This window comes from Francisella sp. SYW-9, from assembly GCF_008711465.1.
GTDB lineage: Bacteria > Pseudomonadota > Gammaproteobacteria > Francisellales > Francisellaceae > Francisella.
In genome coordinates, this window is record NZ_VXKQ01000005.1 from 125306 (window position 1) to 140344 (window position 15039).

The window sequence follows — 15039 nt, forward strand, 5'->3', positions numbered from 1 at the left end:
TTTATAAAAAGTCGTTCTTAAGTTTCTTAATATCAATTTTTCCAGTATTATTTTTAGGTAAAGTACTTACAAAGATACAAGTCTTTGGAACTTTATAGCTTGCTAATTTTTCTCTACAGTGATTAATAATATCTTTTTCAGTTAATTTAGAATTTTTTTCTAGAGAAATAAAAGCAATAGCTCTTTCTCCAGATGTTTTAGACTCTACGCCTGTAATGGCAACTTCTTTAATATCTTCTAATTTTAGAATACATATTTCTATTTCACGAGGATAGACATTAAATCCAGATACAATAATCATATTTTTGATTCTATCAGAAATTGTTAGGCGCCCTTTTTTATCAATATAGCCAATATCGCCAGTTTTTAACCAGCCATCTTCAGAAAAATATAACTCATTGTTTTTTTCATCATTCCAAAATCCTTGACATTTTTGAGGACCTTTAAGCCAAACTTCTCCTTCTTTGAAACATTCATCTATCTCTTCAGAAGTCTCTATATTTCTAATACTTAACTCGGTACCTGGAATAGGGTAACCACATGTGCCAAAATAATCATCTTCAAATTCACTAAATTTGTTTAAAGATATTGCAGGAGACATTTCGGTCATACCATAGCCTTCTTTAAGTTCCACACCAGTTCTATCTAGCCACTGTAGATAAACTTTACGAGATATAGGCATTCCTCCACTTAAAGAATGCTTATATTTTGTCTTGTTAATTTTGTCAAAGTCAGGGTGATCTAGCATTGCCATATAAAGAGTATTTAAACCATGAAAAATAGTAAATTCATTTTTTGACATAGTTTTTATTAGATCTTTAATGTCTCGAGCATTTGGGATTAGGACATTTTTAGCTCCAGCAAAGAAGAAACAAAATAAGTTAGCACTAAGTGAAAATATATGGTAAAGAGGAAGCGCTGTGATTAGTACTTGTTCATATATATTTACATCTTGTTTAATCCAAGCCCAAACTTGCTGAATATTTGAAGCAACATTATCATGAGTCAGAATTGCACCTTTAGGCTGACCTGTAGTACCACTAGAGTACTGTAAACATAAAATATTTTCTTTAGAGATATTTGGTTTCTTATATAGCTTTTTATCTGCCTTTAGAGCTTTTGTAAATTGGATAAATGTATTTTTATTATATTTAGGCTTATCTTTTATTAAATGCTTTGATACTAGCCCTATAACTTGTTTCTTAGGAAAAGGGTATAAATCAGCAATATTTGTCACAATAACATTTTCTAATGAGCTAATGCTTATCCTAGCTTTTTGAATATGATGGGCAAACATATCCATTACAATAGCCACCTTTACATTACAGTTGTTAAAAATAGCTTCTAACTCATCAGCCTTGTAAAGAGGGTTAGTATTAACAAATACTGCACCAATTTTAATACATGCAAATAAGCTAACAGTAAATTGTAAGCAGTTTGGTAAAACTATCGCGACTCTATCTCCTTTTTCAACTCCTAGATCATTTTGTAGGAAACTAGCTACCTTTGTCGCCAGATCGTCAAGTTGTGTAAAAGATAGATTTACATCATGGCAAGATACTGCATCTCTATATGGATATTGAAGTATTGCCTTTTCATATAAATCTAAAACAGTGTATATGTTTGGCTCTATATCTTTAGGTGTACTCTCAGGATAGTTAGACAACCAAGTCTTTTTAGAAAATTTACTCATGATAAAAAAACAAAATTAATTATTAAAAGTTATTTTAGCAAAAAAATATCTTATTGAAATAAAATTGGATTATATATTAAGATAAATAGTATACAGTATCTGACTATTAAAAGATTATTAATTCAAAATTATGAGATTGTGTAGTCGTTGCTCCTAGCTTTAAATTCATTGCTTGATAAAGTTGATTATTGAAATTATATTTATAGGAGCTGTTTCGGCTTTTAATATTCTTTTGCCAAGATTTATCATAGAAAAATTATTTTCTTTAAAATAACTTACTTCAGATTTGCTAAATCCACCTTCAGGTCCAATAAATATATTAAATTTATGTGAGTTTTTTACTTGAGACTCAAAGTTTTGTATAGTTTTAGAGTATGGACAGAGTGTGAAGTTCAAGACATCTTTATTTATGTTTATATCAGCTAGATTCATAGGAGTATGTATTTTTGGAATAAAAACACGACCGCATTGTTCTGTTGCAGAGATTGCTATTTTATTCCATCTTTCTAATTTTTTATCAAAACCTTTTTTATCAAACTTGTGATTTGTATACTCTGTGATAATAGGATATATGTTATTTACTCCTAGCTCAGTAGCTTTTTGAATAACAAGCTCAAAATTTTCATTTTTAATAAGTGATTGGTATAAGTTTATATTGTAACTATTTTCATTGTCTATCTCTTTTGAAGAAATTACTTCAAGATCAATATTTTTATTATTTATATCAAATATCTTTGTCTGATATTGAATACCGTCTGAGTTGTTAAATAGTTCAACTATGTCGTTTTTTTTAAGTCTGAGAACATTTTTAAAATAGTTATAATATTCTCCTGATATTGAAAGATTTTTTGTGTTTTGTGAAATTTCAGCAAAAAAACCTCTAATAGTTCTCATAAAATTAAAATTTGTTAAAATATTTATCCTTTATTATAAATTTTAAACTAATTAAAAAGTAGGAAAATATGAAAATATTTAATAAAAGTTTTATAACAAATTTAATTGCTTTACTTTTAGCATTGCTTGGATGGTTTTTAGCAGATAGCCATATCCAAAATATTGGCTTTTATGCTTTATCTGGAGCACTTACTAACTGGGTTGCGATATATATGTTATTTGAGAAAATCCCGTTTTTATATGGTTCAGGTATTATTCCAAATAAATTTGAAAGTTTTAAAAAAACTATAAAGAATATGATTATGGAGCAGTTCTTTTCTCCAGAAAATTTAAATAAATTCTTAGCTAGTGATGAAATTAAAAAATATATTGGAAATCTAGTAACTTCGAAAATAGACCTTAACAAAGTTTTTGATAGTTTTGTTGATATGCTAATGACTAGTAAATATGGCTCTATGATAGATATGTTTTTAGGAGGAAAAGATGCTTTAGAGGGTTTAAGAGAACCTTTTATAAAAAAACTAGATATAAAGATTTTAGAGCTAGTAGATAGTCTAAAGATAGATAGTAATACTATCTCAGAAAAAGCTAGTGAGAAAATTGAAAAATTAATAGATATGCGTTTAGAAGAATTAACTCCACAAATGATAAAAGAAATAGTTCAAAGAATTATCCATGAGCATTTAGGTTGGCTTGTAGTTTGGGGTGGAGTATTTGGCGGTTTAATAGGTTTGGTAGCTAGCTTTATTGTTTATTAGTGACATTAAACAGAGTTGTAGGGTGAGATCTTAATGTTTTCATATTATGTTCTTTCTGCTTTTTAAGATTTTCAACTATCCATGGTCGTAGTTCATAAAGAATATGTGCTAAGGCTATATTTGTTAATTCTGCATATCTGTGAGCACTAACATCATTACTTGTGATTTTATGATTATATTTTATTGTTTTAATAACCGCTCTACCTGTTTTTTCATTTTTTAGATAAAAGGTGATGTAGAAGAAAAATTGATTATGGTCTAAGTCTAAAACAGGACCATAAGGTGTAGTTCCTGATAGTGTAAAGTCTTGTCTAATATTTATATTTTGGAATGCTAAATTATCAACAATATTATTATCTAAGAGATATTCAAAAGTTGCTACAGTAAGCATTTTAGATACTGCTATTGCCCATGAGCTATTTTTGAAATTATGTAGCTGGTTATCTTTAACATAAAACATTTGGGTTGATTTTGATACTTGAGTTTGGATGTTATAAACAAGAAGTGTAGTATCTATATCAGCATCTTTTGTATTAGGAAGAGATTTTTTTTCAATTTGCTTACCATAAATTATATATTCTTTTTCATTAGGAACTTTTACAGGGTCTCCAACTAAAGAAAAAGCTAATATTTTTAGAGGCAAAATTATTATTAAGCTAGTTAGTAAAAAAGTTTTAATATTTTTTTTAATTATCATGTTCTACTCCTCTAACAATAATTGAAGGGTCATACTGAAGCAGTCGCATAACATCATTTAAGCGTGTAATAGTTTCCTGGCTCTCAGTCATTGTATCATTTAAATTCATAAGAGTTTTATTAAAGTAGATAGATGAGTTACTAAGGTTATAAAGAAGAATATTTATACTATCTGTAAACTCATTAAATTTATTTAAGTTTTGAGGAGATAACATCTTATTAAATTTAGCAGAAATTTGATCTAAAGAGTCAGCTATAGCACTAACTTTTTTCATAATGCTTGTAAGTTGCGATGGTTTTGATTTTATGACAATTATTTGATCCTTACGTTTATCTACTAAGTCAAGCCCAACTTCATTTTTATCAATATCTAATGAAAGTTCAACAATTGATTGGCCTGTTATCCCTACTGTTTGTAGAGTTGCAACAGTTTGTTTATAGATAGGGATGCTACTATCTATTTTCATATATACACTAACTAACTTAGGATTATTTTTATTTATTTCTATATTACTAACTTTACCAATATTAAATCCTTTATATGAGACATCTGAGCCAACATTTAATCCAGAAATACTAGAGAAGTTCGTCATATAAGTAGTTGTAGATTGATTTCTAAAGCCTCCTGATAGGAAGAAGCCTATAAAGATCATTACAAATACCATGAAAATCACAAATAGTCCTGCGATAAGGTTCTTTATACTATTTTCATTCATTATATAAGCTCCTAATATTTTCCCTCATTATGTGGATCAAAAAATTTTCTTATACTGTCATATTGAGTTTGTTGAGAAACGAATTTAACCGTATCGTGCAACATAATTCTTTTTTCATCCATATATATTATATCATCAACAATCCGCCAAATAGTGTTTAGATCATGGGTGATCATAACAACAGATATTCCAAGTTCTTCTTTTAGGTATAAAATAAGTTCATCCATTGCCTTAATTGAAAAAGGGTCTAGTCCAGCATGAGGCTCATCTAAAAAAACAACTTTAGGGTCTAGAGCAATAGTTCTTGCTAAAGCAACTCTTTTTAGCATTCCACCACTTATTTCAGAAGGATATTTATTAAAAGCTTCTTCTTTAAGGCCTACCATTCTTAACTTTATAACAGCAATATCTGTTAGGATATCTACAGGAAGATTTGTATGTTGTTTTAAAGGGAATATTACATTTTGTAAGTTAGTTAAAGATGAAAAAAGAGCACAATGCTGAAACATCATACTCATATTACTTGAGATTTCTTTACGTTTAATTGGGTTATCTATTAGTTTTGAGATCTCCTGACCAAGTAAAAATATTTTACCAGAATAAATAGGCTGTAGCATAAGAATCTCTCTCATTAGGGTAGTTTTACCACAGCCACTAGCACCAATAATACAGCTTATTTTTTCTGGGGGAATATCAAGGTTTAGATCTTTATGAATCCATTCTTTGCCGAACTTAGTACATAGGTTTCTTACTTGAATAATGCTTTCATTCATTATAATACTCCCTTATTATGATCCATTTAACGCCACTGCAAAAATGGCGTCAACGACAATTATTAAAAAAATTGAATATACTACACTAGTCGTGGTTGCCTTACCAACACTTTGAGAATCTCTTTTTACTGATAAACCTTGGTGGCAGCCAATACCTGCTATTACTAAAGCAAAGAAAGGTGTTTTAAGTAGACCTATGTAAAAATGGTTAACACTAACATGAGTAAATAGTCGATCAATAAACTGTAAAGGAGTTACTCCAGCTATTAGATCCATAATAATAATACCGCCAATTATATTAGCAACCATTGCTATAGTTGTAAGCACAGGTAGACTTATAACTAAGGCGGTAATCCTTGGTAAAACTAAACGTTGCATTGGATCTTCGCCAATTGTTTGAAGAGCATCTATCTCTTCATTAACTTTCATAATACCTATTTCAGATGTAAAAGATGAACCGCTTCTACCAGCAATAATAATAGCTGTAAATAGTGGAGCAAACTCTCTAAAAGATGAGATTCCTAACATATCAACAACAAATATTTGTGTACCATATTGTTGCATTAATCCTAAAGGTAAATAGGTTAAAACTAGCCCAACAATTAATGATAGTAATATAACTATACTCAAAGCTTTGATTGTTGAATCATATGTAATATCTAAGACGATAGAGAAAAATGCTTTATATGGCTTACGAATAAGGTTTAAATATGCAATAAATACAGCTCCAAGAAATCCAATACTGGCTTTTATTTCAGATAAGAGGTTATTCGTATTTTTCCCTAAGGTATATATGCTGTTAAACACAATATGGTTGGATTTTTTAGCAAGCTCCTCATCAGTTTCAGATGGAAAATTCTTACTGACAATATTGATTAAATTTTGGTTTTTTGGATTATCAGTTATTATTTGATCTTTGTTTAGATTTAAGTTATTTGCTATTTTAAGTATAAAATAAGCGCCTGCGGTATCCATACTTTCTATTTTTGATATGTCTAGATGTTTTATTTTGGTTGTTATTTTATTTATATCTTTTTCGATCACTTTGGGCTTAACTTGTTTAAGAGTTAGCAAGCCTTCAAAATAAATTGTGTCCTTATCTATTTTAAAATCCATTTGCTCTATACAAAACTTTAAGCCTTCATAACTTTAATATACTAAAAAAGCTAATTAATACCAATAGCTGTAATACTGTTATTAACAATATTTGATAGAATCATATTGCGTTAAGTTGTTTGCACTAATGATCTTTAGAAGACGTTGTTTATATTCTTGAGATCCTATTTCTGAATAGTTTTCTAAAGTATCAAATAAAGCTATACTTGGTAACTCATCTCTTTCAACCTTGTTTCTTATAGTTCGAAAATCTTTAAAGTTTGATCCCGTATTAAGCCTATTATAGTAACCTAGAATACTATCACTTGCATTATTGAATACTTCTAAATATACATTTGCATTTAGAGCTTTTACTCCACAATTTTCATAATAGCAGTGTAGCCCAAAGTAGTTATTATAATCTCTAGCAAACCTTGATGCTCCCCATCCGCTTTCTAGAATAGCTTGAGCAAGAATGAAACTGGTGGGAATTGTATTTACCTTTAATTCTAAAAGTTTAAGTTGGGTTGGGATATCTGAATTAGATTTTATTTTGTAGTGTTTTAAATATTCATCTAATACATGCAGATTCTTTTTATTAAGAGTTTGATTTTTATTAAAAGTTTTTATTAGTGATTGTATTTGTTTTTTTTCTAGACATATTTCTTTGTTAGCAATATTTATTGCCGCTAGCATATAATTTATAAAGCTAGTTTTTCGTACTGTAAAATCTTTAATCTCTGAAAAATTTGGTTTTTGTAATATTTGATGATGTTTTGATGCTATAAAGAAGTTTTTGGTAGGGTATTTAACTTTTTCTTCGAAGGATAATATTAGCGCAAGCAATATTAAGCATAAAGAAATACAAAAATACTTTACAATCTCTTTCTTATTCGTCATACGCATAGTCATCTTCCTCAAAATACTCTATAGTTTCCCTAAGTTGAGATTTTAGACTAAGCATATCATATGGTAGTTTACTTTTAAATTTAACGACTTTTCCTGTAGTTGGATGAATAAATGATAACTTATAAGCATGTAAAGCTTGTCTTTGTAAATTCGCTATACCAAGTTTCTTTAGCTTTACCGATGATTTATTATATGTTTGGTCTCCAACTAATGGGTGTTTGATGCTTTTCATATGAACTCTTATCTGGTGGGTTCGACCTGTTTCAAGTTTACATTCTACTAGAGTAAACCCTTCATAAACCTCAATAGGCGTATAATTTGTAATAGCTTCTTTACCTTTGTAGTTAATTGCCATCTTAGTACGGTTATTAGGATCTCTACCTATTGGTTCATTAATAGTACCTTCATAATAGATTTCTCCTTCAACAATAGCTAGATATCTACGCGATACTTCTCTATTTGAAAGTTGCTGAACTAAACTGTGATATGCAACACTACTCTTAGCAGCTACCATTAACCCTGATGTGTCTTTATCTAAACGATGTACTATACCTGCACGAGGTAGTTTGTCTTGGTTTTCATAGCGATATAGTAGAGCGTTTGATATTGTACCGGTCATATTTCCAGCACCAGGATGTACAACCATATCTACCGGCTTATTTATTACTATAATATCATCATCTTCATAGATTATATCTAGTTCAATATCTTCAGCAAACCATTCATTAGCAGGTAGAAATTCAATATTTATATCTATTTGCTCATCACCTAAGACTATATGTTTAGGCTTAGTTTTTTGACCATCTATTGTTATAGAGCCTTCTTTTATCCACTTTTGTATTTGAGAACGAGAAAATTGATCAAATAGATCATTTACAGCTACATCTATTCTTTTGCCGGCATCTTCTGGTTGTAGAATAATGTTTTGATGAAATTTGTTAGATAGTGTATCATTTGGCATGTTATATATTTTGTATGTTTTTATAAAAAAATAATTCTATTATAGGATTATATAAGAAAATTCTAAGGATAGTTAATTTAATGACTAGGTTTTTATATTTAATAACTCTTATTCTGGTTGTTTTAACATTAAGTTCGTGTGGGCCTAAAAAAGACCCTGAATTGCCTCAAGTTTATACTGGTTATACTGCTAGCTTTATTTATGCAAAAGCTCATCAACAAATGCAGAATGAAAAATATTTTGATGCTATTCGCTCATATAAGTCTTTAGTTGCACAGTATCCATTTACTCCTTTAGCCGAAAGAGGAATGGTTGACCTAGTATATGTGTACTACATGGATGATGAATCTACTATGGCTTTAGCTTTAGGTAAGCAATTTATAAAAATGTATCCATATAGTAAGTATAAAGGTTATGTTTATTACATGATTGGTGTTGTAGGATTTGAAGATGGTCGAGGTATGCTACAAACATATGCTCCCTATGATATGAATTATCACGATCCTACTGGCTATGAAGATGCATATACTAATTTCCAGAAGGCTATATTATTAGATCCTACAGGTAGTTTTGTACCTGATGCTAAGCGTAGAATGGTATTTATCAATAATACTGTTGCACAGCACTATGATGATATAGCCCATTTTTACTATAAAAGAGGTGCATATAATGCAGCGATTAATAGAGCTTCACAAGTAATCAAAAACTATCCTCAAAGTACAGTGGTTCAGGATGCCTTAGTATTAACTATTAGATCTTATAATAAACTTAGACTATATGATCAAGCTAAGGATAATATTAAAGTTCTTAAGAAAAACTATCCTAAAAATAAATTCCTAAAGAACTTAAGGCCTGATGGTACAGAAGAGCCTAGTTGGTATGAGCGTTGGTTTGGATGGCTGTAGCTAGGTTAATCTTTTCTAGCTTATAAAATTTATATTTTTATTTTTGATTTATAATCAAAATACCTACTTTTTATTAGGATAATCATTTATATTGTTTTATATAATCTGACTTAAATTAAGGGTTATATAAAACTATGCATAAGAAACTATTAACATATTCTTTGTTGTTTTCATCTTTAACTTTTGTGTACGCAGATAATCAAGTAATACCTGAAGTTAAATCAAGGTCTGTCTGCCGATGTCTTCCATCACAGTCTTGTTGGCCAACTAAGGTACAGTGGGAGCATTTTTCAAAATCTTTAAAAGGAAAGTTGATACAGCCTTCAACATCATTAGATAAATGTAATTCAGATATAAATAGTAAAGATTGTAAGATATCTCTGGCAAAAGTTAAAAATCCTTTTTATCTGCAGTCAGATCCTGGTAGAAATGAATCGCAAGGTTGGTATGGGGCGTGGATTAATAAAGCTAGTGCATATGCTGTAGAGGCAGCTAATACAGATGATGTTGTTAAAGCTGTAAATTTCGCTAGAGAACATAACTTACGTATAGTTATTAAAGGTGCAGGGCATGATTATTTGGGGCGTTCAAATGCTCCAGATTCTTTATTGATTTGGACTCATAATATGAGAGAGATTACTTACAATAAGCATTTTCATCCTCAAAATTGTCCTAAATCTAAAGAATACTCTGCTGTAACAGTTGGTGCAGGTACAAGATGGCTTGAAGCATATAATGTTGTTACAAATAAACATCATGAATATGTTCAAGGAGGAGGCTGTACAACAGTTGGAGCAGCTGGTGGCTTTACCCAAGGAGGAGGCTTTGGAAGTTGGTCAAAAGAGTTTGGTACAGGAGCTGCAGGGATAGTTCAAGCTGAGGTTGTTACTGCTAATGGTAAAATAGTTACTGCTAATGAGTGTCAAAATCAAGACTTATTCTGGGCAATTAAAGGAGGTGGTGGAGGAACCTTTGGTGTAGTTACTAAACTAACTTTAAAAACACATAAGCTTCCTAAATATTTTGGTTTGATGAGCGGTGAGATAGTTGCAGATAATGATAAAGCATATAAGTTATTAATTAGAAAATTCCTTTCATTTTATTACTTAGATTTAAACAATAAACATTGGGGAGAACAATTTGCTTTTCGCCCAAATAATAAGCTAACTATAGCTATGGTTACTCAAAACTTGACTCAAAAGAAAGCCCTAGATGTATGGAAATCTTTTAAATCCTGGGTAGATTCTCAACCTAGCTTACATTATAAAGTCAAGTATATTAATATACCCTCAGCACAGATTTGGAATTATGATTTTTGGCATAAAAACTATCCGAATATGGTAGTCAAAAATACTGGACCAGATGCCCGTGATGGAGAGTTCTGGTGGGCATCAAATACAAGAGAAGTTTTTGCTTATTGGTATACTTATCAATCATGGTACTTGCCCGAATCATTATTTGATTCTAAAAATCTTTCAAAAACTGCAGATACATTTTATAAAGTATCTCGTCTAGCACCTGTATCAATACAGATAAATAAAGGCTTAGCAGGAGCTTCTAAACAGGCGGTAAAACTTACTAAACAAACATCTATGCATTCAAGTGTCTTTGATGCTGGAGCTTTAGCTATTATGAGCTATAGTAGTGATAAGCCACAAATAGGTAAATCTAAAATAACTCCTGAGATTAAAAAGAAAGTTGATGATATATATAAAGCTATGTTGATGATACAAAGATTAGCTCCAAGTGCGGGAACTTATGCTAATGAAGCTGATTATTTTCAAAAAAACTGGCAAAAAGTATTCTGGGGAGATAATTATTCACGTTTATTGAGTATCAAAAATAAATATGATTCGCAGGGATTATTCTATTGTCATCATTGTATTGGTAGTGAATACTGGCAAGAAGGGGGAATGTGTAAGAAGAATTAGGGAATTAAGAGTTTTGATCTTTTGTATTAATAAATTTTTGAAGATGTTCAGAATTAATATCTTTTTTGTTCATAAAATCATTTAGATGTTGATTCATATATTTACTAGCTTCTTTAGTAATATGGTTATTAACTTTGTTAGATTCTATATCTTTAACTGTTACACCAGTAATACCGAACTCTTTATTTATACTCTTTATCATGTTTGCATAATGTTGTTGACATCTTTTTGGCTTATCCATATCCATACTTTGAATCTTTGTAACATTAGCATCTTCTGCACAGTTATAAACTACTAAGTTTTCTTTATAAAGCTTCTCATATTTAAAGGCATCTTTACCTTTTAGAGTTAATAAGGCATTTTCTCCACTATCAGCATATGCAGCTAGAGCAAAAACTGATAGAGATAAAGCTAGAATTGTTTTTTTCATATTTTTCTCCTTTTAAGTTTTATATTTAAAAGTATATTATATTTAGTTATATACTGGAAACTTATTACAAAGTTCTAAAACTTTTTTAGCAGTATCTTTTTCTATTTTCTCATTACCACAGTTAAAGACTACATCTGCTAGTAGGTTAGCGATAAGCTCGCATTCTTTTTCTTTGAACCCTCTAGTCGTGATAGCAGGGCTTCCAATTCTTAATCCACTAGTTACAAAAGGAGAGCGAGGGTCATTTGGTATAGAGTTTTTATTAACTGTTATATTTGCTCTGCCTAATGCAGCCTCAGCTTCTTTACCAGAGAATCCTGTGCTAGTGATATCAAGAAGCAATAAGTGATTATTCGTACCACCTGATATGATAGTAATATCACGTTCTTTTAATACCTTTTCAAGAGCTTTTGCGTTTTTTAATACTTGCTTTTGATATTCAGCAAAACTAGGTTCTAAAGCCTCTTTAAAAGCTACTGCTTTAGCAGCAATCACATGCATTAAAGGTCCACCCTGAATACCTGGGAAAATAGCAGATTGGAATTTTTTTGCTAAATCAGGATTGTTGTTACAAAGTATTAAACCACCCCTAGGGCCTCTTAATGTCTTATGTGTAGTAGTCGTAGCAACATCTACATATGGGAATGGATTAGGGTATAGCCCTGTAGCAACTAGTCCAGCAACATGGGCAATATCAGCCATTAAAACAGCATCAATAGAATCAGCAATTTCTCTGAATTTTTTCCAGTCAATTATTCCGGAAAACGCAGAGAACCCCGCAATAATCATTTTTGGTTTATGTTCTTTTGCTAGTTCAGCTACCTGTTTATAGTTTATATCACCACTTTCATCTAAACCATATTGAATAGAGTGATAAATTTTACCTGAGAAGTTAACTTTACTTCCATGAGTTAGATGTCCACCAGCACCAAGATCCATACCAAGTACAGTATCACCTGGCTTTAAAACAGCATTATATACAGCAGCGTTTGCTTGAGAACCTGAATGAGGCTGTACATTTGCATAGTCAACACCGAAAAGTTTTTGTGCTCTTTCAATAGCTAACCTTTCAGCAATATCAACAAACTCACAACCACCATAGTATCTTTTACCATGATAGCCTTCAGCATATTTATTTGTAAGCTGAGATCCTTGAGCTTCCATAACAGCAGGGCTTGCATAGTTTTCTGAAGCAATAAGCTCAACATGTTCATGTTGTCTTTTAATTTCAAGCTCTATAGCCTCAAATATTTCTTTATCTGTGTTTTTTAAGCTATTTTTTTCAAAGCTAAACATATTTGTCGATCTCCTGATATTTTAGGTGGATAAAATAAATTAAATGTTTAAAATTATAATCTATATTATATGTATATAAAAAACAATTTAAATAAGAGCCATGAGCAAAGTTATTGATCTAGATGAAATAGAACGTTTAGAATGGGAGCAAGAAAACTCTCACTATAAGGCAGTAAAAAGTAAAACAACAATAAAAAAAGATGCTTTAGAGATTACAGATTTTGGAAAAGCTCTTATAGAGCTTAATAATCAGCAGCTAGATAAGTTGCCAATATCTGATAGTTTAAAGACTAATATTATTGAAGCAAAAAATCTGCAAAAAATAGCCCTAAAAAGGCAAATACAGTTTATAGGAAAACTTTTGCGAAAATTAGATAATCTTGATGATGTTCATAAGGCCTATGATATCCTGGTAAATAAAGATAAACAAGCAAACTTACAATTTCAAAGACTAGAGAATATTAGAGATAACCTTTTAGATCCCAATAAAACAAATGAAACTCTTGACAAATTAATACAAGCTTTTCCTGATTTAGATATCCAAAAATTGAGACAGCTAATTAGAAATCATCATAAGGAATTAGAGAAGAGTAAGCCTCTAAAATCATTTAAAGAGATCTTTAAATTACTTAAAGGATTATCTGTATAGAAAGATATTTTGATATGTTAGAAATGATTTTAAAAACATTAGAGGAAAATAAAGCAAAAATAATAGTTTTTAGTCTATTTCTTTATTTTCTAATAATAAATATTTGGCAGCCATTAACAGCTGATGATTTTCCTAGAGCTAATATTGATGCTTTTTATAATCACACTATAATATTTAATATATTTCATGATTATCTTACTCATACTGGGCGCATAGTTGCACAGCTCTTGGTTTATATATTCTTTAATAAAAGCATACCATCTATGATTTATTTATTAGATATAATAAATGCCTTTGCCATATGCTTCTTTATTTGTATATTTTTTAAGTTTGTTACAAAAGATAATGTATCAATAACGTCAAAGGAATTCTTAGTATATTTTATACTGTTATTTGTGTTTTCATTTTGGTCATCAGCGTTTGGTAGTATCTTATGGAAAACAGTTGCTATTCAGTATTTTTGGGGCATATGTATACTAATTTATTTCTACTATAAGTGTTTTTATTTAGCGCAGCGGCACATTCTCTTAAGTATTTTTACAGGTATATTTATTGGATTATACAATGAAGCATACTTTGCTATTTGTATTGTAGTTTGTTTATGCTATATATTTAACTCTATTAAGAATAAAACAGAAATAAATAAAAATGTATATTTCTTCCTTATACCTTTAATGTTCGCGGCAATAGTTTTGCTATTAGCTCCAGGTAATTATGTGCGTTTAGATTATGTTGAAAATGGTAGTCAACAAGCTAATACTCTTATTTTATTAGTGTATAACTTTATTAAAGTATTTGTTCAAGATATATTTCTGACAATAGTTTTTATATTAAGTTTGATTCTCGTGTACATAGATATGAGAAAGGAAGAGTCTCGTTTTGATTATTGGATGATATTATATTTAATACTTGTATATTTGACTATAATTCCAGCATCAATCTCTTTTTCACAAAGGTTATGTCTACCGTATTATGTAATATATGGATATATAATATTCTCGATAATATTTAAAGAAGGAAATAAGTTTACAGAATTTTTATATAAGCATAGTTATAAGTTAGTTTTAATTCTTATTCTTCATATTATTCTCTTAGGCGCAGGGTATTTGTATCTTCATGTTCGAATAGTACAAAGACAAAATATAATAAATAATTACCATAATAATCATATAAAAAATGCAAAATTTAAAAAAATAGAACCATTTCCTAACCAGTTTATAGTTTCATATCGTGATATATCAAAAGATTCTAATAATTGGACAAATAAAAGTTATGCAGAATATTATATTTTTGATACAGTCAAATTATATTAGAATATCTTAAATTTTATGGA

At 29.8% G+C, this 15039-nt stretch carries 15 protein-coding genes; 5 read left to right on the plus strand and 10 right to left on the minus strand.

The annotated features are described in order from the left end of the window. Nucleotide 1 precedes the first annotated feature (1 nt). Both F3D62_RS01600 and F3D62_RS01605 read right to left on the minus strand, forming a co-directional pair. Nucleotides 2-1693 (minus strand): long-chain-fatty-acid--CoA ligase, encoded by a 1692-nt coding sequence (locus F3D62_RS01600; RefSeq protein ID WP_150466506.1) that lies wholly within the window; start codon nt 1691-1693, stop codon nt 2-4. A gap of 165 nt (nt 1694-1858) precedes the next feature. Continuing rightward, nucleotides 1859-2587 carry a 16S rRNA (uracil(1498)-N(3))-methyltransferase gene (locus F3D62_RS01605; RefSeq protein ID WP_150466507.1) on the minus strand — a complete coding sequence of 243 codons (729 nt, stop codon included), beginning with the start codon at nt 2585-2587 and terminating at the stop codon, nt 1859-1861. Nucleotides 2588-2655: 68 nt separating this feature from the next. Between F3D62_RS01605 and F3D62_RS01610 the strand changes: the two genes are divergently transcribed. Continuing rightward, a complete protein-coding gene (locus tag F3D62_RS01610; RefSeq protein ID WP_150466508.1) occupies nt 2656-3345 on the plus strand; it encodes a DUF445 domain-containing protein in 690 nt (229 codons plus the stop codon). On the opposite strand, the gene F3D62_RS01615 is transcribed toward F3D62_RS01610, so the two are convergent. The 6 genes from F3D62_RS01615 to rluD form a co-directional block, all read right to left on the minus strand. Beyond that, nucleotides 3332-4024 carry a hypothetical protein gene (locus tag F3D62_RS01615; RefSeq protein WP_224732618.1) on the minus strand — a complete coding sequence of 231 codons (693 nt, stop codon included), beginning with the start codon at nt 4022-4024 and terminating at the stop codon, nt 3332-3334. The two genes, F3D62_RS01610 and F3D62_RS01615, sit on opposite strands and share 14 nt — an antisense overlap. 7 nt (nt 4025-4031) lie before the next feature. Then, the gene (locus tag F3D62_RS01620; RefSeq protein WP_150466510.1) at nt 4032-4757 is read right to left on the minus strand and encodes an MlaD family protein; all 726 of its coding nucleotides are present in this window, start codon (nt 4755-4757) and stop codon (nt 4032-4034) included. 11 nt (nt 4758-4768) lie between these two features. Further along, on the minus strand, nt 4769-5530 hold the full coding sequence (locus tag F3D62_RS01625) for an ABC transporter ATP-binding protein (protein WP_150466511.1): 762 nt from the start codon (nt 5528-5530) through the stop codon (nt 4769-4771). A 15-nt stretch (nt 5531-5545) separates the two neighbouring features. Beyond that, on the minus strand, nt 5546-6646 hold the full coding sequence (locus tag F3D62_RS01630; protein ID WP_150466512.1) for an MlaE family ABC transporter permease: 1101 nt from the start codon (nt 6644-6646) through the stop codon (nt 5546-5548). Between the two features lie 81 nt (nt 6647-6727). After that, on the minus strand, nt 6728-7525 hold the full coding sequence (locus tag F3D62_RS01635) for a glucosaminidase domain-containing protein (RefSeq protein WP_150466554.1): 798 nt from the start codon (nt 7523-7525) through the stop codon (nt 6728-6730). Further along, nucleotides 7515-8495: a 23S rRNA pseudouridine(1911/1915/1917) synthase RluD gene (gene rluD, locus F3D62_RS01640; RefSeq protein ID WP_150466513.1), complete on the minus strand. Its 981-nt coding sequence runs from the start codon at nt 8493-8495 to the stop codon at nt 7515-7517. The genes F3D62_RS01635 and rluD overlap by 11 nt, the downstream gene beginning before the upstream one ends. Nucleotides 8496-8575: 80 nt before the next feature. On the opposite strand from rluD, the gene F3D62_RS01645 reads away from it, so the two are divergent. Continuing rightward, nucleotides 8576-9400, plus strand: a complete 825-nt coding sequence (locus F3D62_RS01645; RefSeq protein WP_150466514.1) for an outer membrane protein assembly factor BamD — start codon at nt 8576-8578, stop codon at nt 9398-9400. A 134-nt stretch (nt 9401-9534) separates the two neighbouring features. After that, nucleotides 9535-11331, plus strand: a complete 1797-nt coding sequence (locus F3D62_RS01650; RefSeq protein ID WP_150466515.1) for an FAD-dependent oxidoreductase — start codon at nt 9535-9537, stop codon at nt 11329-11331. A 4-nt stretch (nt 11332-11335) separates the two neighbouring features. Here the strand turns inward: F3D62_RS01650 and F3D62_RS01655 are convergent, their stop codons facing one another. After that, the gene (locus tag F3D62_RS01655) at nt 11336-11761 is read right to left on the minus strand and encodes a hypothetical protein (protein ID WP_150466516.1); all 426 of its coding nucleotides are present in this window, start codon (nt 11759-11761) and stop codon (nt 11336-11338) included. A 42-nt stretch (nt 11762-11803) separates the two neighbouring features. Continuing rightward, nucleotides 11804-13057, minus strand: coding sequence for a serine hydroxymethyltransferase (gene glyA, locus F3D62_RS01660; RefSeq protein WP_150466517.1), 1254 nt, complete (start codon nt 13055-13057; stop codon nt 11804-11806). Between the two features lie 100 nt (nt 13058-13157). Between glyA and yjgA the strand changes: the two genes are divergently transcribed. Continuing rightward, complete coding sequence (gene yjgA, locus F3D62_RS01665) at nt 13158-13706, plus strand: ribosome biogenesis factor YjgA (protein WP_150466518.1); 549 nt, start codon at nt 13158-13160, stop codon at nt 13704-13706. Nucleotides 13707-13720: 14 nt separating this feature from the next. Beyond that, the gene (locus tag F3D62_RS01670; RefSeq protein ID WP_150466519.1) at nt 13721-15019 is read left to right on the plus strand and encodes a DUF6056 family protein; all 1299 of its coding nucleotides are present in this window, start codon (nt 13721-13723) and stop codon (nt 15017-15019) included. The last annotated feature ends 20 nt before the right edge of the window (nt 15020-15039 follow it).